General features: G+C 44.0%; 19 protein-coding genes. 11 read left to right on the top strand and 8 right to left on the bottom strand.

Features of this window, described 5'->3' with window-relative positions; genetic code table 11:
* Positions 1–28 precede the first annotated feature (28 nt).
* From B0I21_RS09425 to B0I21_RS09405, 5 genes are read right to left on the bottom strand one after another with little or no spacing between them, the layout of a single operon-like run.
* Positions 29–652: an ABC transporter ATP-binding protein gene (locus tag B0I21_RS09425; protein WP_133640220.1), complete on the bottom strand. Its 624-nt coding sequence runs from the start codon at positions 650–652 to the stop codon at positions 29–31.
* Between the two features lie 13 nt (positions 653–665).
* Complete coding sequence (gene lpxA / locus B0I21_RS09420) at positions 666–1463, bottom strand: acyl-ACP--UDP-N-acetylglucosamine O-acyltransferase (RefSeq protein WP_133640219.1); 798 nt, start codon at positions 1461–1463, stop codon at positions 666–668.
* A gap of 1 nt (position 1464) precedes the next feature.
* Positions 1465–2862: a bifunctional UDP-3-O-[3-hydroxymyristoyl] N-acetylglucosamine deacetylase/3-hydroxyacyl-ACP dehydratase gene (locus B0I21_RS09415; protein WP_208292312.1), complete on the bottom strand. Its 1398-nt coding sequence runs from the start codon at positions 2860–2862 to the stop codon at positions 1465–1467.
* A gap of 12 nt (positions 2863–2874) precedes the next feature.
* Positions 2875–3927 carry a UDP-3-O-(3-hydroxymyristoyl)glucosamine N-acyltransferase gene (lpxD, locus tag B0I21_RS09410; RefSeq protein ID WP_133640217.1) on the bottom strand — a complete coding sequence of 351 codons (1053 nt, stop codon included), beginning with the start codon at positions 3925–3927 and terminating at the stop codon, positions 2875–2877.
* Positions 3928–3970: 43 nt separating this feature from the next.
* Entirely contained in the window at positions 3971–5215 is a 1245-nt protein-coding gene (locus B0I21_RS09405; RefSeq protein ID WP_133640216.1) for an HD domain-containing protein, read from the bottom strand.
* A 214-nt stretch (positions 5216–5429) separates the two neighbouring features.
* Between B0I21_RS09405 and porX the strand changes: the two genes are divergently transcribed.
* The 6 genes from porX to B0I21_RS09375 all read left to right on the top strand — a co-directional run bounded on the left by porX (position 5430) and on the right by B0I21_RS09375 (position 11055).
* Entirely contained in the window at positions 5430–6986 is a 1557-nt protein-coding gene (gene porX, locus B0I21_RS09400; RefSeq protein WP_394346350.1) for a T9SS response regulator signal transducer PorX, read from the top strand.
* Positions 6987–7339: 353 nt separating this feature from the next.
* Positions 7340–7750: a tRNA (adenosine(37)-N6)-threonylcarbamoyltransferase complex ATPase subunit type 1 TsaE gene (gene tsaE / locus B0I21_RS09395; protein ID WP_133640215.1), complete on the top strand. Its 411-nt coding sequence runs from the start codon at positions 7340–7342 to the stop codon at positions 7748–7750.
* A 67-nt stretch (positions 7751–7817) separates the two neighbouring features.
* Complete coding sequence (locus B0I21_RS09390; RefSeq protein ID WP_133640214.1) at positions 7818–8363, top strand: RNA polymerase sigma factor; 546 nt, start codon at positions 7818–7820, stop codon at positions 8361–8363.
* Complete coding sequence (locus B0I21_RS09385; protein ID WP_133640213.1) at positions 8360–9130, top strand: hypothetical protein; 771 nt, start codon at positions 8360–8362, stop codon at positions 9128–9130. Before B0I21_RS09390 ends, B0I21_RS09385 begins: the two co-directional genes overlap by 4 nt.
* A gap of 5 nt (positions 9131–9135) precedes the next feature.
* Complete coding sequence (locus B0I21_RS09380) at positions 9136–9927, top strand: outer membrane beta-barrel protein (protein WP_243836007.1); 792 nt, start codon at positions 9136–9138, stop codon at positions 9925–9927.
* Positions 9928–10008: 81 nt separating this feature from the next.
* Positions 10009–11055, top strand: a complete 1047-nt coding sequence (locus B0I21_RS09375; protein WP_133640212.1) for an ABC transporter ATP-binding protein — start codon at positions 10009–10011, stop codon at positions 11053–11055.
* 722 nt (positions 11056–11777) lie between these two features.
* Here B0I21_RS09375 and B0I21_RS09370 read toward each other — a convergent pair.
* Both B0I21_RS09370 and B0I21_RS09365 read right to left on the bottom strand, forming a co-directional pair.
* Positions 11778–12623: an alpha/beta hydrolase gene (locus B0I21_RS09370; protein WP_133640211.1), complete on the bottom strand. Its 846-nt coding sequence runs from the start codon at positions 12621–12623 to the stop codon at positions 11778–11780.
* Between the two features lie 3 nt (positions 12624–12626).
* A complete protein-coding gene (locus B0I21_RS09365; RefSeq protein ID WP_133640210.1) occupies positions 12627–13838 on the bottom strand; it encodes an alanine dehydrogenase in 1212 nt (403 codons plus the stop codon).
* A 119-nt stretch (positions 13839–13957) separates the two neighbouring features.
* Between B0I21_RS09365 and B0I21_RS09360 the strand changes: the two genes are divergently transcribed.
* The 5 genes from B0I21_RS09360 to ytxJ all read left to right on the top strand — a co-directional run bounded on the left by B0I21_RS09360 (position 13958) and on the right by ytxJ (position 18468).
* The gene (locus B0I21_RS09360) at positions 13958–15880 is read left to right on the top strand and encodes a polysaccharide biosynthesis protein (RefSeq protein ID WP_133640209.1); all 1923 of its coding nucleotides are present in this window, start codon (positions 13958–13960) and stop codon (positions 15878–15880) included.
* Between the two features lie 87 nt (positions 15881–15967).
* Complete coding sequence (locus B0I21_RS09355) at positions 15968–16636, top strand: tetratricopeptide repeat protein (protein ID WP_133640208.1); 669 nt, start codon at positions 15968–15970, stop codon at positions 16634–16636.
* 69 nt (positions 16637–16705) lie between these two features.
* Positions 16706–17197 carry a 6,7-dimethyl-8-ribityllumazine synthase gene (gene ribH, locus B0I21_RS09350; protein ID WP_133640207.1) on the top strand — a complete coding sequence of 164 codons (492 nt, stop codon included), beginning with the start codon at positions 16706–16708 and terminating at the stop codon, positions 17195–17197.
* A 217-nt stretch (positions 17198–17414) separates the two neighbouring features.
* Positions 17415–18131: a hypothetical protein gene (locus B0I21_RS09345; protein ID WP_133640206.1), complete on the top strand. Its 717-nt coding sequence runs from the start codon at positions 17415–17417 to the stop codon at positions 18129–18131.
* 4 nt (positions 18132–18135) lie between these two features.
* On the top strand, positions 18136–18468 hold the full coding sequence (ytxJ, locus tag B0I21_RS09340) for a bacillithiol system redox-active protein YtxJ (protein WP_133640205.1): 333 nt from the start codon (positions 18136–18138) through the stop codon (positions 18466–18468).
* Here ytxJ and B0I21_RS09335 read toward each other — a convergent pair.
* On the bottom strand, positions 18455–20941 hold the full coding sequence (locus B0I21_RS09335) for a beta-N-acetylhexosaminidase (protein WP_133640204.1): 2487 nt from the start codon (positions 20939–20941) through the stop codon (positions 18455–18457). The genes ytxJ and B0I21_RS09335 overlap by 14 nt on opposite strands.
* Positions 20942–21060 lie beyond the last annotated feature (119 nt).

Below are 21060 nucleotides of genomic sequence, written 5' to 3'. Positions count from 1 at the left end.
AATATAAGGTTTAAAAAAAATCTGCTGACTATTTATACGCGAGGATGTTAAGCGATTCATCACAAAAGGCATACTCCCGTTCCTGATTGGAACCGATAATCAACATTCTTTCCGACCCCATAGTTTCCTGTATAAGATTTAGATACCACGCTTCGCCGGCAGCATCCAAGTTGCTGGTTGGTTCATCGAGAAGAACAAGGGGGTTGCCGGCACAGCAAGCTAATGCCAGCTTGACACGTTGCTTCATGCCTGAGGAAAAATAACGAATTTCTTTATCTATAGCCTTCCCTAGTTGTAGGAAGTCGATGACGCGATCTGCCGTAAAGCCCTGCAGAAACGGTTTGAATTTGAAATGAAAAGCAATCATTTCACGTAGGGTAAACTCCTCGAGCAGCTCTACATAGGGCGCAGCTATCGTAATGTCTTGAAAAACCTTATCGATCTCTATGGCTGCTCCATCCCTGTTTTTGTATAGGATTTGGCCTTCACTTGGCGAGAGGCTTGACGCTATAATTTTCAACAGGGTTGATTTCCCAGAGCCATTTGGCCCAAGGACAGCATATTTCTTCCCAAATGATAAGGTATAATCAATATGGCGGAATATCCACTCCCTGTTATACCGTCTGCCTAAGTCTTGTAAAGTTATACTCAATAAACGTGAAGTATTAAAGTGTGGATATACGACCTTGATTAAATCCTTTGATCACCCCGCGGTTGGAATTTCGCACAAACGACAAAATTTCATCGCGTAGCTCTGTTGGCGCAAACTCCGCTTCGATAAGATCTAACGCCTTCGTGAGGTTACGGTTCTGTACGAAAAGAACCCGATAGATATCTTGAATTTCGGTTATCTGCTCGGCCGTGAAGCCCCGTCGGCGAAGTCCAACCGAGTTGATCCCCGCGTAAGAGATGGGCTCACGTGCTGCCTTGATAAAAGGCGGAACATCTTTTCGAACCAATGTACCTCCGGTTACAAAGGCATGAGAGCCTATCTGACAAAACTGGTGAACGGCAACCATGCCCGCCAACACCACATAATCACCTACCGTAATATGGCCCGCCAGCGTGCTGGAGTTAGAGAAAATACAATTGTCACCCACAAAACAGTCATGCGCGATATGGCTGTAGGCCTGTATCAGGCAATTTTTTCCGATCACGGTTTTATACCGGTCTTTGGTTCCTCTGTTGATCGTGACACACTCACGAATGGTTGTATTATCGCCAATTTCCACGGTCGTCACTTCCCCCTCGAACTTCAGATCTTGCGGTTCACCGGAAATCACTGCTCCTGGGAATATGCGGCAATTTTTCCCTATTCGCGCACCATTCATTATCGTTACATTGGACCCTATCCACGTACCTTCTCCAATCTCAACGTCCTTGTAGATGGTTGTGAATGGTTCGACAACCACATTCTGAGCTATTTTAGCTTCAGGATGTATATATGATAACGGTTGTATCATGTTAATTACCTTTTACTTTTACAATTTGAGCCATCAGTTCGGCCTCACTCACTACCTTATCGCCCACCATACTGACAGTTTTCATACGGGCTATACCCCGGCGGATGGGTTCCAACAATTCACAGTTGAAAATGATCGTATCGCCCGGTGTCACCTGATTTTTAAAACGAGCGTTTTCTATTTTTAGGAACAATGTCAACCAATTTTCTGGATCAGGAACGGTGTTTAGCACTAAGATCCCGCCTGTTTGGGCCATCGCTTCAATCTGCAGCACGCCCGGAAAAACGGGAGAACCAGGAAAGTGACCGGTAAAGAAATCCTCATTCATGGTCACATTCTTCAAGCCCACAACATGGGTGTCCGACAGTTCCAATATCTTATCGATCATTAGGAATGGCGGACGGTGTGGCAAAATATTCATAATCTGTACCGTATCGTACACCGGCGTCGTATTCGGATCGTACACCTTCATATTTTTGCGGTTCTTATCTCTCCTCATTTGCGCTTTGATCTTTTTCGCAAAAGCAGCATTTGCTGCGTGACCTGGCCGTGCAGCCATAATATGCCCCTTCAATGGACGACCGACTAAGGCTAAATCGCCGATCATGTCTAGCAATTTATGTCGTGCCGGCTCGTTTTGATAGCGTAATTGGATGTTGTTCAGAATACCTTCATTCGCCACTTCAACTGTCTTATTGAATAAACCAGATAGCTTATCCAGCTCATCCTTGCTTACCTCTTTATCCACGATCACAATGGCATTGGATAGATCGCCACCCTTTATCAAGTTGTGATTCAGCAAGCTTTCCAACTCGTGCAGAAAACAAAATGTGCGTGAGGAAGCAATTTCCGCGCGAAACTCGGAAATATTACTGATCGATGCGTGCTGACTTCCTAAGACCGATGAGTTGAAGTCGATCATACACGTTAATCTATACCCATCCAAGGGCATGGCAATGATCTCGACCTTACGGTCTTTCTCCACGTAAGCTACATTATCTTTGATCTCATAATAATCGCGGTCAGCTTCCTGATCGACGAAGCCAATCTCCAGCAGCTTCTCCACATAGATCCTCGAGCTGCCATCCAATATAGGAACCTCAGGACCATCGATTTCGATAAGCACATTATCGATTTGCAAGCCCACAAACGCGGCCATCAAATGTTCTATGGTGCTTACAGTAGCTCCATTTTGTGAAATGGTGGTACCTCTGGAGGTATCTGATACGTTATCCGCATCGACCGCCACAACAGGTTGCCCATCCAAATCCACCCTTTTAAACTTATACCAATGGAATTCTGCAGCAGGTTTGATAGTCATATTCACGATTTCACCCGTGTGTAGTCCTATTCCTGATATAGCTATTTCGGACTGAATTGTCCTTTGTTTCACATTCATATCTAACATAAACTATTTAGCAAAATTATCGCCGTCGTCCAGCGTCTTTAGTCTTGCCTCCAACTCCGCTAAGCGGCGTTCCAGCGCGGGTAATTTACTGTACAAAACTTGCGAGCGTAAATTACTGTTGTAGGGCATAGCTGGTGAACCGCCCCATTTTTTATTTTCTTGATCAATGGATCGATTGATTCCCGATTGTGCTTGTACTTGAGAGCCTGCTGCAATGTGTATATGCCCGACAATGCCAACTTGCCCGCCTAGCACCACTTTTTCGCCCACCTTTGTACTGCCGGAAATACCAGTTTGCGCTGCCACTACTGTATTCGTTCCGATCTCTACGTTATGTGCCACCTGTATTAAATTATCAAGCTTAACTCCTTGCCGAATGACCGTAGATCCTAGCGTCGCTCGGTCGATAACCGTGTTGGCACCGATTTCCACATCATCGTGGATAATCACGTTGCCTATCTGCGGCACTTTATTATACGTACCATCTTTTTGAGGAGCAAAACCAAAGCCGTCGCTGCCGACCACCACACCGCTGTGTAGCACTACGTTTTGCCCTATCCGACAATCGTAATAGATTTTTACGCCCGGAAATATCACGGTATAATCACCAATGGTAACACCATCACCGATATAAACCTGTGGATAGATCTTCACACCATCGCCAATCTTTACATCACGCCCTATGTAGGAAAATGCACCCAGATAAAAATCAGCACCGGTAGTAACCGTTTCATGCACGTAAGATGGTTCTTCTACGCCGTTTCGTTCGTTGCGAAGTTTATGATAGATTTTCAATAACTCGGAAAAAGCTAAGTAAGCATCTTTCACGCGAATCAACGTCGTGTTTACATCCTTTTGAAGTTGCAAGTCTTCATTAACGATCACCGCTGAGGCGCTCGTCTCGTACAGAAATTGCTCGTATTTCGGATTGGATAGAAAAGCTAAGGAACCAACAGTGCCTTCCTCGATCTTAGCCAACTGATTTACAGTAACATCAGGATTCCCTTCTACGTACCCGCCTAGTAATGTTGCTATTTGATTTGCAGTAAATTGCATCTTACAAATGTATACTTTTTCTTAATTAATTTTTACCCTTTTGTTAACCTTCATACCCTGGGAAACCTATTTCCTTCGGATACGAAATGGCATATTTCTCCACGCGCTTTGCCAACGCTTCTAAATTGGAAAGGTCAGATGCTTCAGTAATATCCTGAACACTACCCATTTTGTTCAGAATTTTTATGTTATTGTAACGCGCATCGTAGGCGCTATTCTGAATGGTTTGTTCGTAAACGAAGTAATCCACCTCTGTGTCATTTAATTCAAAATGGGCTTTGACTTTTTCTTTCAACAGTGAAATTTCCTCCCGAGAATAGGGCATGCTTCGCAATTCGGTGCGCAGGAGGTCTCTGTTCATTAGCTTTCGGCAAAGCGTTTGCAGTATTTTATCATCCGCATACACCCAATCTTTCACTGCAGACATAATATCGGTATCGTCCAGCCGCGTAAACCAGATCAAATGATCCGGTATATCCAAAAAGTTATGGATATCAATTTTATTTTGCAGAAAATGCCGAAGGGCCTTTGTTGCAAACAAAGGCTCGCCCTGCATGCTAAGTTCTTTGGCCCGATACAGAATCTTAATGAGCATCTGCTCGGCGCCGATTACTGTTTTATGCAGATAGACCTGCCAGTACATCAACCTCCGCGCAATCAAGAACTTCTCCACGGAATAGATCCCCTTCACTTCGACCACCAAATTTTCATCCTTGACGTTCAACATTTTGATGATTCGATCAAAAGAAATCACGCCTTCCGAAACACCTGTAAAGAAACTATCCCGATTGAGGTAATCCATTCTATCGGTATCCAGCTGGCTGGATATCAATTGGTGAAAGAACTGTCGTGGATATTCGTTGTTGAAAATCGTAATGGCCAAGCTCAAGCGACCTTTAAATTGGTCGTTAAGTTTGTCCATCAGCAGTGCAGAAATCATTTCGTGGGAAACACCTTCGATAAGTGTATGTTCCAGCGAGTGTGAAAACGGGCCGTGGCCAACGTCGTGCAGCAGAATCGCTGCTAACGTAGCTTCCTCCTCCTCGGCACTGATATAAACATCTTTGGTACGAAGCGTATCGATAGCCAAACAGGTTAGGTGCATGGCACCGACGACATGTTGGAAGCGCGTGTGCAGCGCACCTGGATAGACCAAATGCGTCATGCTGACTTGTTTAATATAACGTAATCGCTGTAAAAAAGGATGTTGAATAAGATCGAAAATAAACGCCGACGGAATTGAAACAAATCCGTAGACTGGGTCGTTAATTATTTTTTTCTTATTCAATTTTATGCAACTTTTTACTATAATTACTGTTGATAGCGCTAAATTCCTCTTTATTCTTCGCCTAAATTAGCGCAAAGATAAGCAGAATGAAGTTAATTAATGTTAAAATAAAAGCTGTGGTGCCATATTTGGCTATTTTGTGAACGGTTCATTAAACAGGTTGTGGGCGCATCGCCATCGGCAAATTCCTCCTTTACATTTTAAAAAGACATACATGATCAATAAAATACATATACTCTGGGCTGATGATGAAATCGAGTTCTTAAGACCGCACGTCATGCTTTTGGAAGCAAAGGGTTACCGGGTCAGAACGGTAAACAATGGGAATGATGCCGTGGAAGCCTTCCAAAGCGAGCCTTTTGATCTTGTGTTTTTAGATGAGAATATGCCCGGAAAGACGGGTCTCGAGACCCTAGCGATTCTCAAAACCATCAATCCGACCATCCCCACGGTGCTGGTTACGAAAAACGAAGAAGAACATTTGATGGAAGATGCTATCGGATCTAAGATTGACGACTACTTGATCAAGCCGGTGAATCCAAAACAAATCCTCCTGACAATTAAAAAGTTCACAGAAATCAAAAGGCTAGTCAGCGAGAAAACATCCATGGCTTACCAACAAGAGTTCAGAAATTTAGGGATGACCATAAACGATGACCTCGATCATAGACAATGGACGGACGCTTATCGGAAACTGATCTACTGGGAGCTATCGCTACAAAAGCTGGAAGACGCCGGCATGCACGAAATACTCACCATGCAAAAGTCGGATGCGAATAGCTTGTTTTCGAAATTTGTAGAGAAAAACTACCTCAATTGGATCCAAAATAAAGAAGATGGACCTATCCAATCGCATCAGCTATTTAAAAAGAAGGTCTTTCCTGCATTGGAAGCAGATAAGCCTACGTTTTTCTTCTTGATCGACAACCTTCGCTATGATCAGTGGAAGATTATAAATGATGTCATTACCGACTATTACAGGCTCGAAGAGGAGGACGCCTATTTCAGCATCCTTCCTACTGCCACGCAGTATGCGCGAAATGCGATCTTCAGCGGACTAACGCCTTTGGAGATGGAGCGCCGTTTTCCGGACCTTTGGCAAAATGACGATGAAGAAGGCGGAAAAAACCTTAACGAGGATAAATTTTTAGCGGATCAGATCACGCGCCTCTATCGCCGGGAAATTAAGCATTCCTACCACAAAATCTTAACGCTCGACCAAGGGCGGGATATTGTGGACTCGCTAAACAATCTGATGCAGAATGACTTGAATGTCTTGGTTTATAACTTTGTCGATATGTTATCTCATGCACGCACCGACATGGCCATGATACGAGAACTGGCCAACGATGAAAGCGCTTATCGCTCACTAACGCTTTCTTGGTTTGAACATTCTCCCCTACTGGACACCCTTAAATGGCTTGCCCAACGCAATGTTAAAGTTATTATCACCACCGATCATGGGACGATCCGCGTGAAACGCCCAAGCAAAATAATTGGCGACAGGAATACCAACACAAATCTGCGTTATAAGCAGGGAAAAAACCTCAATTACAATAACAAAGAAGTGTTTGTCATCAAAAATCCGAATGATGCGCAACTCCCAAAATTACACGTCAGCTCTTCATTTGTCTTTTCAAAGGATGACTACTTCTTCGTGTATCCCAATAATTACAATCATTTTTCGAACTATTATAACGGCACCTTTCAACATGGCGGCATATCCATGGAAGAAATGATTATCCCCTATGCGGTCTATACGCCAAAATAAAGTACTGCGTAATGCGAATAGATTTTAGTAGATAGTACTTAGTAGATAGTACTTAGTAGATAGTACTTAGTAGATAGTACTTAGTAGATAGTACTTAGTAGATAGATATTAGTATATAGTAGGACGTATTGGGTAATGCATAGTGAGATATTACATGTGATAAAGTGGGCGTCATTGCGAGCCGGAGGAACGATGGCGCGGCAATCTTTCGGATTGGGGGTATTGAGGAATGCGTATGGCGTAGTGAGATATATGTGTCAAATAGATTTTAGTAGATAGTACTTAGTATATAGATAGTATAGCATCGAAACGAAAGTATTCGCTTAATAAATGATATAATCCTACATTTGGTTATGGAAATCCTTGTACATAGCTTAGCCGAATTACGTACCGTTGCCGAAAAGATCCTATCATCTTTCCCCGATGACAGAATTTTCCTCTTTCACGGCGAGATGGGTGCCGGCAAAACAACGTTAATCAATGCGTTATGTAAATCCTTGGGTGTGCAGGAAGCCACGTCAAGCCCTACTTTTTCGATTGTCAATGAGTACCGGTTTGCCTCCGGCACTGTTTTCCATTTTGATTTTTATAGACTGAAGAATGAAGAGGAAGCTTTAGATTTAGGCTATGAAGAATATTTCTATTCCGGCAACTATTGTTTTGTAGAGTGGCCGGAAAAAATTGCAAATCTCCTTCCCTCGGATGCCGTAAATATATACATCGAAACGCTCTCGCCTGAGCAGCGAAAAATTAGTATCGCATAATTTTTTTTGCGGCCATGCAACCATCCCATCTTTTTTCCCGTCTTCCCTATAAAGACTAATCAAAAACTTGGAAAAGCAACCGTTGGATATACTGTGGGCCAAATGCCTAAAAGGCGAACGCAAGGCGCAATTTGAGCTTTACCAACTCTTTTCCGAGAAAATGTTAGCCGTCTGCCTCCGCTATGCTTCGGACGAACAGCTGGCTAAAGACATTTTACAGGTTGGATTTATCAAGGTATTTCAGAAGGCCGAGCATTTTGAAAGCAAAGGTTCATTAGAAGGGTGGATTAGAAAGATTATGGTACATACGGCAATAGAACATTACAGAAGGAACAGCATCGCCATGGTCGAGTCTGTTGACGAACGGCATGAAGAGATTGCTGGGCCAATAGAAAGCGGCGACGCGATGCAATACAAGGATTTGCTGGCTTTGATACAGCTGCTGCCGGCAGGATACCGAACAGTATTCAATCTCTATGCTATTGACGGTTATTCGCATCGTGAAATAGCCGAGAAGCTTTCCATCAGCGAAGGCAATTCAAAATCGCAATTATCTCGGGCCAGACAATGGCTTAAAGAACGACTACTTAACATGGAGGGACAGGCATCATGAAAGACGATCAATTAGATAAGCTTTTCCGTGATCGGTTAAACGATCTGAAAGTACCGCCGAGCGAAGATATCTGGGCGCGTATCGATGCCGAGTTAGGAACGACGCACCAAGCGCTACCATTCTGGAAGCAAAGCTGGCTTCGCTACGCTGCCGCTGCTGTCTTGGCTCTTAGTTTCGCAGCACTTTTCTACAACAGCTCGGACAATGAGATTGAAAACACGGTAGCGACACCCATTGCGGAAATGCAGCAACCAAACTCCGTTCAACCGATAGAAAAGCAGACTCCTAAGCAGCCATTAACACAACAGGACGATAAATTGGCGTATATGGAAAAAGCCGATACAGCGCCTGAAACGGCAGTGAAAAAGAAACCATCGCGTTTGACAGAAGTGGCATTAGCAAAGGCGGATGAATCGAGAGAATCGGAAAAACTCGCGGTGGAATTACCCAATGTCAAAGTAGCTATGGTGGAGGTTGCTCCAATCGACAGTTTAAAGAGCGCTACGCTGATGAGCCATAAAGTGGTGGAAATAGAACCTATACAGCCGCTTATCGACAATCCGGAGGAAGAGGAGTCGATGTTTGCCAGCGCGCCGGCTACCCCCGTAGCACAGAAGGGACTAGTAGCAGGACTGCTCAATAAAATATCAGAGGTGGTAAACCCGGATGATAGCAAAACTATACACTTCAGCAACGACGAAGAAGGATCCCTTCGCGTTGACATCTTCAATTCACTGGTAAAAACCCGAAAAAAACATAGAAAATAACCATTATGAAAAATACATTCACACGCTACATGCTATCCAGCTTTATGGTAGCTTTACTCTCTATCACCTTGGTATCGGCACAAGAAGATACAAGCGACAGCACAGAAAATAGACACATGGACTTTGAGCCGACGATCGGAAAAAAAGACTATGACGATCGTGGAAAAGTGATTCAATACCCAAGGTTTTTCGGCGGGCTTACTTTCACGCGTATTGACTGGGGATTTTCTAGACTTATCGACAATGGTAGCTTTACCTTATCTCCAGAAAACCAACCGCTAGATTATGGAAGAGCCTCTAATTTTGGCTTTGATGTTGCACAGGTAGGGCTTCGATTCACCGATATGTTCAAGGTGTATGTGTCGACGGGTTTTGAGTGGAACTACCTCCGACTAAAGAACGACGTTATTCTAGATACTGATGCCGTGCCGTTGACTTTCGTGGAGTCGGAAACGGACTACAAGAGAAACGTATTCACGTCGACGTACCTACGTCTACCGCTGACATTTGAGTTTAGAAGCCGCAAAAACCGCCATGGCGATCGAGCAAAAATAGCGGTAGGCGCAATGACGGGCATATTGCTAAAAGGCACGCAACGGTTGCGAAGTGATGAATTCGGAAAACAGAAGTTTCGTGACAACTACAATTTAGCGAGCTTTCAATATGGTGCGTTTGCGCGAGTGGGTTACGGATCGATGGGGCTTTTTGCCAAGTACTACCTAAACGACATGTTTGAAAACAGCCCCAATCAACAATCGCTAAATAATTTCACATTTGGATTAACCCTTGGTTTTTAAAAGGAGAGCTATCCTTTGACAGGCTTTATATTTAAATGCTTACTTTTGTGCCGGACGAAATAGTTTCCGGCACTTTTGTTTATGGCTCAAAAATCCTCTTCTTGTCAATACATTCCGAATGACGTACAACGGCTTGATGTTCCGCTTATTTTCGGGCAGCAACTATCGCATACCTTTTTTGCTAAAGAGCCTGTCACGGCTGTAAACCAGGTAGACTTTAGCATCGCTGAAGGCAAGATAACGGCGATCATTGGCGAGTCTGGAAGTGGAAAAAGCACCTTATTAAAACTGATCTACGGCCTTTTGGAACCATCTACGGGCGAAGTACGCTACAAGGGATGGCTCGTCCCGACCAGAAAGGACAAGCTTATCCCGGGGCATGATGCTATGCGGTTGGTGTCACAGGGTTTTGAGGACCTTAATCTGTATGCGAAAGTATGGGATAATATCGCTTCCCAACTGCCCAATACCAACCTTGCCCGCAAGGAGTCGAAAACACGTGAAACCTTGCACCGATTGAAAATTGATCATCTTGCACAGCAGCGCGTGGCCGATCTTAGCGGCGGTGAAAAGCAACGTGTCGCGATCGCTCGTGCGCTCATCAACGAACCGGAGGTTTTGTTGATGGACGAGCCTTTTAATCAGGTGGATGCCGCCTTTCGGGACGCCTTGCAGCAGGATATTCGTAATATCGTAGAAGAAAGCGGACTGACCATCATATTGGTTTCCCATGATCCTACAGAAGTTCTTGCTATGGCAGACGAACTTATCGTGATGAAGAACGCCAAGATCCTGGAACAGGGCAATCCAGAGATGCTATATTACAACCCTCGCCATGCCTACACGGCACAACTCCTGGCAAAGAGTAATATTTTAGCCCCCGAAGAGGCCTCCATATTGCATATCAACACAGATACACGGGTCGGTATACATCAAGAAGATATCCGCTACACAGCAGATCCTGACGGAACGTTTATGATCAAAGACATTCGCTTTCGCGGATTTTTTAAAGAGCTTATTCTTAGCAACGGCTCGCTGACATTGCACGCTATATACTACCCGACGACGGATCTTTCCATAGGTGCATCCGTTAATGTAGAGATTGTAAGGTTTGTGGTATTTGAATAAGGGTTAGTTCGGCAGGACAGGGGGATCCTTTTGTAAGGTGCACCTGCTTTTTAAACGAAGTGTCCGTCGCTCAGACCCTTCCGCCGCATGCCGCGGCAGGGCACTACTTTTGATGACCAAAAGCAAAAGTCTGTCGCTGATTTTTGTTGCAGCCCTGTTAGATCGTGCAGAAGCAAATGACTACAGACGCAACAAAAATGATGCGACATATTGTTTAATTATATAAGCTGCATTTGAAAAATTAAAAAGTAAAAAAATGCACCCCTTACCAAACCCTACATACGACGTATTAAAATCTATATACTGACTACTATCTACTAAAGTCCAATTCGCATTACCCAATCTAAATACTAAGTACTATATACTAACATCTATCCTCATTACGCACTACCTCAAATCCGAAAGATTGCCGCGCCATCGTTCCTCTGGCTCGCAATGACGTACACTTTATCACATCTCATATCGCACTACGCATTACCCGTTACCCAATAACCCCTACTATCTACAAAAATCTATGTACTAAGTACTATCTACTAAAGTCTATATACCCATTACGCACTACCTCAAATCCGAAAGATTGCCGCGCCCTCGTTCCTCTGGCTCGCAATGACGTACACTTCATCACATCTCATATCGCACTACACATTACCCAATAACCCCTACTATCTACAAAAATCTATGTACTAAGTACTATCTACTAAAGTCTATATACCCATTACACATTACTGACCTCCATCTTTCAACCACAAAAACAGGCTATCTGACCAGCTACGCGCATCTGTTTTGTTATGTAGGCCAAAGCCGTGCCCGCCCGTTTTGTAGAAAAACAGGCTGTTGGGTATGCCTTCGCGATCAAGCGCCTGTTTATAGTTATTTGAATTTTGGATAACCACGACCTTATCATCTTCGGCATGCACCAGAAATGTGGGTGGTGTATTTTTTGTGACCCGTTCGTCCATCGAAAAATAAGCAACGTCCTTCTCGCCTGCATCCGCGCCAATCAGACTTTTTTTCGATCCTTTATGTGTTATGCTATCCCGCATGGAAATAACCGGATAGACAAGTACGGAAAAGTCTGGCCGCAAATTTTGCGCTTGCGGATTATCGATTTTTGCATCCTTAAAGTGATTGGAGAGCGAGGCGGCAAGGTGTCCGCCAGCCGAAAACCCCAGCACGCCCACTTTTTTAAATGCATAATGTTCCCGGATGTATTGCATACCGCGCTGTGCATCCTGCAGCGGGCCAATTTTCCGTTGTTGCATATTTTCGTCTTTGGGCAGTCGATAGTATAATACAAACGCACTGTATCCCTGTTTATTGAATTCTTGCGCGACCTGATGGCCTTCGTGGTCAATGGCTACATGCGAGTAGCCACCTCCAGGAATAATAAGTACCGCTTGATCGGCTCCCTCTACCTCATAGCGGTATAAAACAGGAATATTTTCCTCGCCCAGCATCACCTCACTTTTGGCCGTGTTCGGGATTACATCATAAAGCTTTGCTTTTTCTTGCGCCAGGGTAAAGTAGTTTAATAATACCACAAAAAGAACCGTATATAAAAATTTCATGTTTTATTGATTAGCAACAATAAGTAGGTCCAAATCTTTCGAAGGAAGGTTGAATTTCTCCGCGATATCTTTGTTGGTCAGCATACCTTGATAGAGGTAGATGGCACTTCGAATGCATTTATCCGACCAGATCATGTTGTTCATCCCGCCGTTTTCACCAATCTGTAACAGCAGCGGCGTAAAAATATTGGTAAGCGCATACGTTGCTGTACGGGCCACCCGGGAAGCGATATTCGGAACGCAGTAGTGGATGACATCATACTTACGGAAAACGGGCTTATCGTGTGTAGTAACTTCGGATGTTTCGAAACAGCCGCCTTGATCGATACTGATATCGATTAACACGGAGTTGGGTTTCATTCTGGATACGGTCTCTTCGGTAATAATACAGGGCGAACGACCGTTGTTTGCGCGAACGGCGCCGATGACCACATCACAGGATTTTACGGCTTTATTCAATACCATTGGTTGGATAACCGATGTAAACACCCGGCTGCCCACATTGTTTTGCAGTCGCCGTAAACGATAGATGGAGCTGTCAAAAACTTTTACCTGTGCCCCCAGCGCAATTGCTGTACGCGCGGCATATTCGCCTACGGTACCGGCCCCAATGATAACCATCTCGGTAGGTGGCACGCCCGTCACGCCGCCCAACATCAAGCCTTTCCCATCGAAAATATTGCTTAAATATTCAGCAGCTATCAATACGGATGTGGCGCCCACGATCTCGCTCATGGCACGAACCACCGTCAAATGCCCGCCTTCATCTTTCAGGTATTCGTAAGAGAGCGCCGTGATTTGTTTCCGCATTAACCCTTGCAGTACCTTTATATCCATCAAAGAAGGTTGATGCGAAGAGAGCAATACCTGTTTGTTTCGCATCATTCCAACTTCCTCTGGCGTTGGACTCGCTATTTTAATGATAATATCGCACTGAAAAACCTCTTGCTTATCATGGCTGATACGTGCTCCCTGCTCGCTGTAATGTTGGTCTAGAAAGTTCGAAGCATCGCCCGCGCCCGATTCGATAATCACCTCATGGCCATACTCCACCAGCAACGCTACGGACAATGGGGTCAACGGTATTCGTTTCTCCTGAAATGATATCTCTTTGGGAACACCTATTTTCAATGAGTTACGGCTCCTTCCCACACTGGCGAACGCTTCTTGCGTTTGGAATATAGCTTTTTGGGCAATTTTTGACATATCATTCATAAGAGCAATTGCTTCTTTTTTTACAACTAGTGAAATTAAATATTATTATTCATAATCAGCAGCAAAGAATATTAAATCCATTTTTTTTTCTACTTTTACCGTGGTGTAACATCATGTTAATGCAAAAACTACCTATTTTCAATCAAATCGGCATTGTCCCGAGGTGGACCATATTTCTATTCGATTTGTTCATAGCGGCTATCGCTTTTATTTTCGCGTATGCGCTTTATTATTCCTTTAATCTAAATGCCTACGCTCGCGCGCAATTTGCTGTCGACATCATCTATTGTTTAGCTACGACCTCGTTTTCCTTTCTGGTGTTTAAGCTCTATTCTGGGATCGTTCGTTACACCAGTGCGGTAGATTCCATACGTATCCTATCCACCCTTTTATTCAATATTATCATTCTGTTCGCCATAAAATTGGTGTTGATCGCGCTTCGTATACCCTCTTTGCTGCCGACCAATATTATTATAATCTACAGTTTGTTTGCATTCACGGGGCTTACGACATACAGAACGCTTATCAAAATTGTTTTTCAATACAATAAGACCAAAACCTCGGAAAAGAAGAATATTGTGGTCTATGGAGCGGGTGATTTGGGTATTGCGGTTAAGCGCACCTTTGATCACGATTTAAAATCAAATAAGTTTATTGTTGCTTATATTGATGACAATGACACCAAGATTGGGAAATATATTGACGGTGTTAAAATTTTCAATTCCAAAGATCTGGCTAGGTTGATAGAAAAGCTGGGCATTGAGGAACTCATCTTTGCTTCGCACAAGGTTGATCCAGAGAAAAAAGACGCGGTTACCGATATTTGTCTAGAAAACAATGTAAACGTGCTAACGCTGCCGCCGGTGAGCGAGATCATCAATGGCACATTGTCGCCCAACCAGATTAAAAAAGTAAAGATTGAAGACTTGCTCGAGCGGGCGCCGATCATCTTATCGCACGAGAACATCCGTGATCAACTGGCTGGAAAACGTATTTTGGTTACGGGAGCAGCGGGTTCTATTGGGAGTGAAATAGCAAAACAGCTAGGCCGTTTCAATCCACAGCTCATCATCCTCTGTGATCAAGCAGAGTCTCCATTACATAATTTACATTTGGATCTGCAGGAACGTTTTAAAAACCAAGCCTACCAGTCGTTCATCGCCGATGTGAAAAATGAAGAGCGGATGCGCACCTTATTCGAAACGTTCAAACCGCAATATGTATACCACGCGGCGGCTTACAAGCATGTGCCGATGATGGAGAACCACCCCATAGAAGGCGTGCGCACGAACGTATTGGGGACCTACACGGTAGCAAATCTGGCCGTAGAATTTAATGTCTCGAAATTCGTCTTTGTCTCCACAGATAAGGCCGTAAACCCCACCAACGTGATGGGCGCCACGAAACGCATCGCGGAAATGTATGTCCAGGCGCTAAACAACAACATCTTGGAGAAGCATGAGCACATTAACACTAGATTTATTACGACTCGATTCGGTAATGTATTGGGTTCTAACGGATCGGTTATCCCGCGCTTTAAGGAGCAAATTGAGAAGGGTGGTCCGCTAACAGTCACTCACCCCGACATCACCCGTTACTTTATGACCATTCCCGAAGCTTGCCAATTGGTTATTGAAGCAGGATGCATGGGTAACGGCGGCGAAATATTTGTTTTCGACATGGGTAAATCTGTGAAGATCGTAGACCTTGCCGAGAAAATGATAAAGCTGTCCGGCTTCGTTCCGTATAAGGAAATTGACATCAAGTTTACTGGCCTCAGACCGGGAGAAAAGTTATACGAAGAGCTGCTGAACGATTTAGAAAACACACTCCCCACCCACCACCAAAAAATTATGATCGCAAAAGTGCGTGAGAATAATTACGATTTTGTGGATGCGCAGATCGCTATGCTGTTTAGCCAAACGAAAACAAACGATAACCTAAACGTGGTGCGACAAATGAAAGTAATCGTTCCGGAATTCAAGAGCCAGAATTCGATCTACGAACAACTGGATAAAGAGACTTCACGCTCAACTAATTGATATAAAGCCGAGATTTTATATTAATACTTGCAATAAACTTTTAAAAGTGTAATTTTGCGTTCCATATTTATTATACGATACTAGCAGATGTCAAACACAAATGTAAATCCAATAGAGCCTAAAAAGTCAACAGGTTCTTTTTTTCAGGACAACCAAAAAAGTATAGCCTTTATTGTCGGCGGTATCATCGTTTTGATATTGTTGTATTTGGGTTACCAAAAGTTATATCTGGCTCCTCGTGCAGAAAAAGCCGCCAATCAAATTTATAAAGCAGAAGAATATGCTATGATTGACTCGCTACAGGCAAAAGCTATTAATGGAGATGGGTCGTTCTTGGGGTTCAAGGAAATTGCTGATGAATATTCTAACACAAAGTCTGCTAACATCGCCAATGCCTATCTAGGAGGCTTGTACCTTCGTCAAGGTAATTTTCAGGATGCCATAAAGTATCTACAAAAATATTCAGATACGGGTAGTGAAGTTTTAGATCCGTTGGTAACGGGTTTAATTGGTGATGCCTATTCAGAATCCAAAGACTACAAATCTGCAGCAGACTACTATAAAAAAGCAGCAGATAAAGCAAGCAATACATACACCACACCTTTGTTCCTTAAAAAGCTGGGTTTGGTTTACGAGGCGTTGGAAGATTTCAAAAATGCGGAAAAAGCATATCAGTCGATCAAATCAGACTATCCGGAAAGCCCGGAAGCCAATATGATCGATGGACCACTCGCTCGCGTACAAGCGAAACAGTAGTGTAACATATAAAGAGACGAAGAGGCTGCTTATTTTATTAAGTAGCCTTTTTTATTTACCTTTGCGTCTATGTCAAGCAGCTTGAAAAATCTCTCAGACTTCTCACACCTAGAAGTTGGAAATGCAGATGGGTTAAAATTTGCGATCGTGGTATCGCAGTGGAATGCCCAAGTTACGGGCGCTCTATTGGACGGTGCCGTGAGCGGTCTATTGAAACATGGTGCTCTCGAAAGAGACATTGAAGTCGTTCAGGTACCGGGAAGCTATGAATTGATATCCGGTGCAGATATCGTGCTGCGCAACCAAGCGATCGACGCTGTCATTTGTCTGGGTTGTGTGATACAGGGCGAAACGAGGCATTTTGATTTCATCTGCGACGCCGTAGGACACGGTGTTGCGCATGTTGCGCTTAAATACAACAAGCCCGTAATTTTCGGCGTATTGACAACCGACAACTTGCAACAGGCACTGGATCGCTCTGGTGGCATACATGGCAATAAAGGCGAAGAAGCGGCAATTACGGCTATTCAAATGGCTCGCCTTAGCAAGCAATATAGCTAAACTTCAATCCAAGCTTTTCAGATATGAAGCGCTATTTTATCCTCCTCATCAACTTACTCTTCTCCTGCTTAGGCATCTATTCTTCAGGTCATGCGTCAGGTACGTGCATTGCTTATGGCACTTATCCAATGACAAGGCGCAAGCTAAGATAACAGGTAACAGCAGTTCCTTGCTTAAAATTGGCATGTCTGCTATCTCTTTAATAAAAAACAACGCAATGAAAACATTTTTAAAGGCTGCAATTATTGGTCTTCTCGTGTACACAGGAGGACAGCTCATGGCCCAAGCTAGCCAAGAATCTGTTTCGCTATTATGGAAAGGCATTGGCGGCAAAGCCAAATGGGATAATACCAACTACATCCTCTTCACGGCACATGGAAATGAATCGAGGTATTTACAGAGTGGAAGGAAGTTTTTGATCAACAAACAATCTGGTCAGGTGCGTTTTGAAGGCAAATCTAGCGAAGGTGATACCTGGATCGCACTGTTCAATTTCAAAACCGATAAGCTTGCTAAGCTAGCGCACAATGGCGTCGAAAGCAAGTCGATATCCGCGGAAGGCGAAGAAATTTTTTCAAAAATTAATGAGCAATTCAATAAGGATGCTTCTTTGCTTTTCTTACCGACCTTGGTTGATAAAACAGGGAAAGCTGCTTCAAAAATTGTAAACGCGGAGAAGCTCCTTTACATTCCCTTTCAGCTAAAAGAGAACAATCTATCCGGCGAGCTCTATTTTAATAGCGAGAATGGCATCATCAAACAGATTGTGGATAAAGATGGCAATGAGTTTTACGTGGACGGATACAAAGATATCGGTGGCGGCTTAATGTTGCCTACATCCTTTAAAAGCATGAATAATCAAGATAGAAGTACGTCATTCACCACCGTAGCCGCATTTACGGAAATGGAAGATACAAAATTTTCAAATCTTTAATTAAATGAGCTGGAAACCACTTACATCAATAGCGCAACTGGAAGAATTAAGTACGACAGGTAGCGCATTTATAGTCTTTAAACATAGCACACGCTGCTCGGTAAGTAGCATGGCTAAACGCAATTTGGAATACGATTTCAAACAGTTACCGGCAGATATGCCTATTTATTATTTGGACTTGATCGCTCAACGGGATGTATCCAATTACATTGCGGAGAAATGGTCGATAAGACACGAATCTCCTCAGCTATTGGTGCTAAAAGGAGACTCTTGTCTTTACCATGCATCACACCAGGATATAGAACTTCCTGATGCCCTTAGCGCTATTTCCGAATAACGGAAACTGTACCCTGCCTGCCCTGCTCGTCGATAACCACAAAGCGGGCTGTTTGTCCAGCTTTGATAGCTATTGGCGCACGATAATGATCGCTTGTTGCCGTAGGTGCTGTTCCATCTACGGTGTAATATATGCTGTAGCCAGGATATTCTGTATTGGCGTGCAACTTGCCAGCGATTTCTTTTACACCAACAGCGGGCAGCCTATAAGCCACCTGCGAAGACAGTTTAGGTAGTTCGTCTTTACTCACCTTATTCAAAAATTCACTGTAATCTTTGTTAAAATTTTTGATAGCAAACTTGGTATCGTCTTCATAGGCTCTACGCGGCGCCCAAGCGCGCTCCGCTAGGGAAAACAACCTGGGGAATATCATATAATCCAATCGGTCAGCTGACGCTACCGTCTCGGCCCATAGCCCACCTTTTATGCCTATCAAGTTCGATCGGCCTTTTTCATTTAGCCTTTTCTTGTCGTTGAAATGCCCAGCCTTAAACTTTGCTCCATTCACACTATGGTCAATGGATGCAAAAAAGTTTTCCGGCAAGAAGGTGTACGATTGATAGAGATCGGCATAGGAGGCCCATTTTAAGCCTGGCTCCTCGAAGTTTGTATCCCAAGCCATATCAAAATAGTTATTATTCGCGCTGATGTATACCGTGGGGTAGCCTGCATTTGCCAGACGGTAAGCCAGATCCTCTTGCCCGCCGCCAATCAGATTGTTCCACACATCCAATTGTATGTTGGCAGACGCCAGCTCTTGGTTTACTTCCATTCCCTGACCTTTGTTTACCATCCCCATTTCTTCCCATCCAGCAAGCTGAAGACCTTTATCCTGACACAGTTTATTGATATTTTTAATGTAGTAGGGCCACACCTCGTAGACAGATTTCATACCGCTGCTATCCATCAGCTGCTTAATTTTTGGCGATTTTTCCCATGCACCATTTGGCACCTCGTCACCACCTAAGGACACTTTTTTCAGTTCTACACCAGCTTCGCTATACATGGCTTTGAATTCATCCAGCACAACAGATATAAACGAATAGACGGACGGTAAAGCCACATTCATCACATTATCATTCCAGTATTGCGCCGAACTATAAACCGACTTATCCTCGAAATCATGCAGTAGGTACCGCTCTGCTTCCACGCGGTTTCCAGCTTTCAAATATTTGTGGTAACGCGCTTCCATGGCCTTGATAGAGGCACGCGCGTGCCCAGGTGTTTCAATCTCCGGCACTACGGTAATATGCCGCTGCTTGGCATAACGCAGGATTTCTATAAAATCTTCCCGGCTTAGGAAATCAGCAGGTGTGGATTGCGCGCCTGAGCCATAAGCTGGCTGAATACCCTTCTGCTCCGCATACGCCGGTGATCTGTTCGCTCCAATTTCCGTGAGCTCCGGTAACGCCGCAATCGCGATTCGCCATCCTTCATCATCAATAAAGTGTAGATGAAACGTGTTGAGCTTATAATACGAGAGCAGGTCAATGTATTTCAACAATGTCGCCTTATCTTTAAAATTACGCGCGATGTCCATCATAAAGCCGCGGTAAGCGAATCGGGGTTCATCCTGAATGTCGACAAGTGGCAGTGTAAGCTTGCCGCTATCCCATGCGCTAGCGTCCGATAGCGAGCGTAGCGATTGTATCGCGTAGAAGACACCGGCTTCGGTGCTCGCTTCGATTTGAATACCGCGTTTAGTGATCTTCAAGGCGTAGGCCTCGGGGCCATACCCTGCCTTCTTGTGAATCGTCACGGCGGCATCTTTTTCTGTTTTCTCCACGAAAGTTAACGACGCAAACGTAGCCGAAAAAAGCGCTAAATTCGGCATCTCAGACTGGAAAGCCGGATCTACCCAATAGGAAACCTCTTTGTCAAAAACAAGCGTACCGTTTTGTTTTTTTAGCGACTTGGGGCTCGGCAACATTGGCTTTGCCGCAGCAGACACCTGTCTCGCCTTGTTCTTCTCATAAAGAGCTGCCCAGTAGCTGGTCTGATCGGCGGGGCTAGCCTGTATGGGTTGCACGGTTAGCGAGACGGGATTGACAACCGTCGGGTTGGCCCTGCTTTGTAGGTAAAATCCATTCGGGATGTTGGAGGTATTTAGAATCGGATATTTTGAGGTGTACTGTAGCAGTAAAGAATCCTGAGGAGCTATACGAAGGTCGTCAGCAAAGCGAATCTTAAACAGGTTACCATTTTTACCCGAAATCTCGTAGTTCGACTTTTTGGCTTCTTCAATGGGGTAGATCGCATTGAACCAAAGGTCTGCATCGGCTAAGGCATAGTCGCTGGAACTGGTATTCTTGACCACAAGTGTCAATTCGAGGTTGTCCTTTCCATTATAGGCATCTGCCGTGCGCCAGTGTAGCGAGATCGGTGCTCCATTAACCTGTGCAAAAGCAGGTGAGCATAAGCTTGCCAGGCACGCTGATGTTAGTATAGTTAATATTCCTTTTTTAAGTTTCATGCTTTACCGTGTGTCAAGGTCGTGAAAGAGCCTAAAAATAACGCATTTTTTCAAATTATACTTTTTTAAAAAAATATTTTGGATAATTAATAATCCTTTCTATATTTGCACACCGAAAC

It is taken from the genome of Sphingobacterium paludis (genome assembly GCF_004364125.1).
GTDB classification, from domain to species: domain Bacteria; phylum Bacteroidota; class Bacteroidia; order Sphingobacteriales; family Sphingobacteriaceae; genus Sphingobacterium; species Sphingobacterium paludis.
The sequence above is the reverse complement of the archived record's forward strand: the minus strand, read 5'-3'. Positions and strand labels throughout refer to the sequence as shown.

Coding starts and splice junctions, on each gene's coding strand:
- lpxA (WP_133640219.1), bottom strand. CDS start 1,463: ATGATACAACCGTTATCATATATACATCCTGAAGCTAAAATAGCTCAG.
- B0I21_RS09415 (WP_208292312.1), bottom strand. CDS start 2,862: ATGAATGTGAAACAAAGGACAATTCAGTCCGAAATAGCTATATCAGGA.
- lpxD (WP_133640217.1), bottom strand. CDS start 3,927: ATGCAATTTACTGCAAATCAAATAGCAACATTACTAGGCGGGTACGTA.
- porX (WP_394346350.1), top strand. CDS start 5,430: ATGATCAATAAAATACATATACTCTGGGCTGATGATGAAATCGAGTTC.
- tsaE (WP_133640215.1), top strand. CDS start 7,340: ATGGAAATCCTTGTACATAGCTTAGCCGAATTACGTACCGTTGCCGAA.
- B0I21_RS09385 (WP_133640213.1), top strand. CDS start 8,360: ATGAAAGACGATCAATTAGATAAGCTTTTCCGTGATCGGTTAAACGAT.
- B0I21_RS09380 (WP_243836007.1), top strand. CDS start 9,136: ATGAAAAATACATTCACACGCTACATGCTATCCAGCTTTATGGTAGCT.
- B0I21_RS09375 (WP_133640212.1), top strand. CDS start 10,009: ATGGCTCAAAAATCCTCTTCTTGTCAATACATTCCGAATGACGTACAA.
- B0I21_RS09370 (WP_133640211.1), bottom strand. CDS start 12,623: ATGAAATTTTTATATACGGTTCTTTTTGTGGTATTATTAAACTACTTT.
- B0I21_RS09365 (WP_133640210.1), bottom strand. CDS start 13,838: ATGAATGATATGTCAAAAATTGCCCAAAAAGCTATATTCCAAACGCAA.
- B0I21_RS09360 (WP_133640209.1), top strand. CDS start 13,958: ATGCAAAAACTACCTATTTTCAATCAAATCGGCATTGTCCCGAGGTGG.
- B0I21_RS09355 (WP_133640208.1), top strand. CDS start 15,968: ATGTCAAACACAAATGTAAATCCAATAGAGCCTAAAAAGTCAACAGGT.
- ribH (WP_133640207.1), top strand. CDS start 16,706: ATGTCAAGCAGCTTGAAAAATCTCTCAGACTTCTCACACCTAGAAGTT.
- B0I21_RS09345 (WP_133640206.1), top strand. CDS start 17,415: ATGAAAACATTTTTAAAGGCTGCAATTATTGGTCTTCTCGTGTACACA.
- ytxJ (WP_133640205.1), top strand. CDS start 18,136: ATGAGCTGGAAACCACTTACATCAATAGCGCAACTGGAAGAATTAAGT.
- B0I21_RS09335 (WP_133640204.1), bottom strand. CDS start 20,941: ATGAAACTTAAAAAAGGAATATTAACTATACTAACATCAGCGTGCCTG.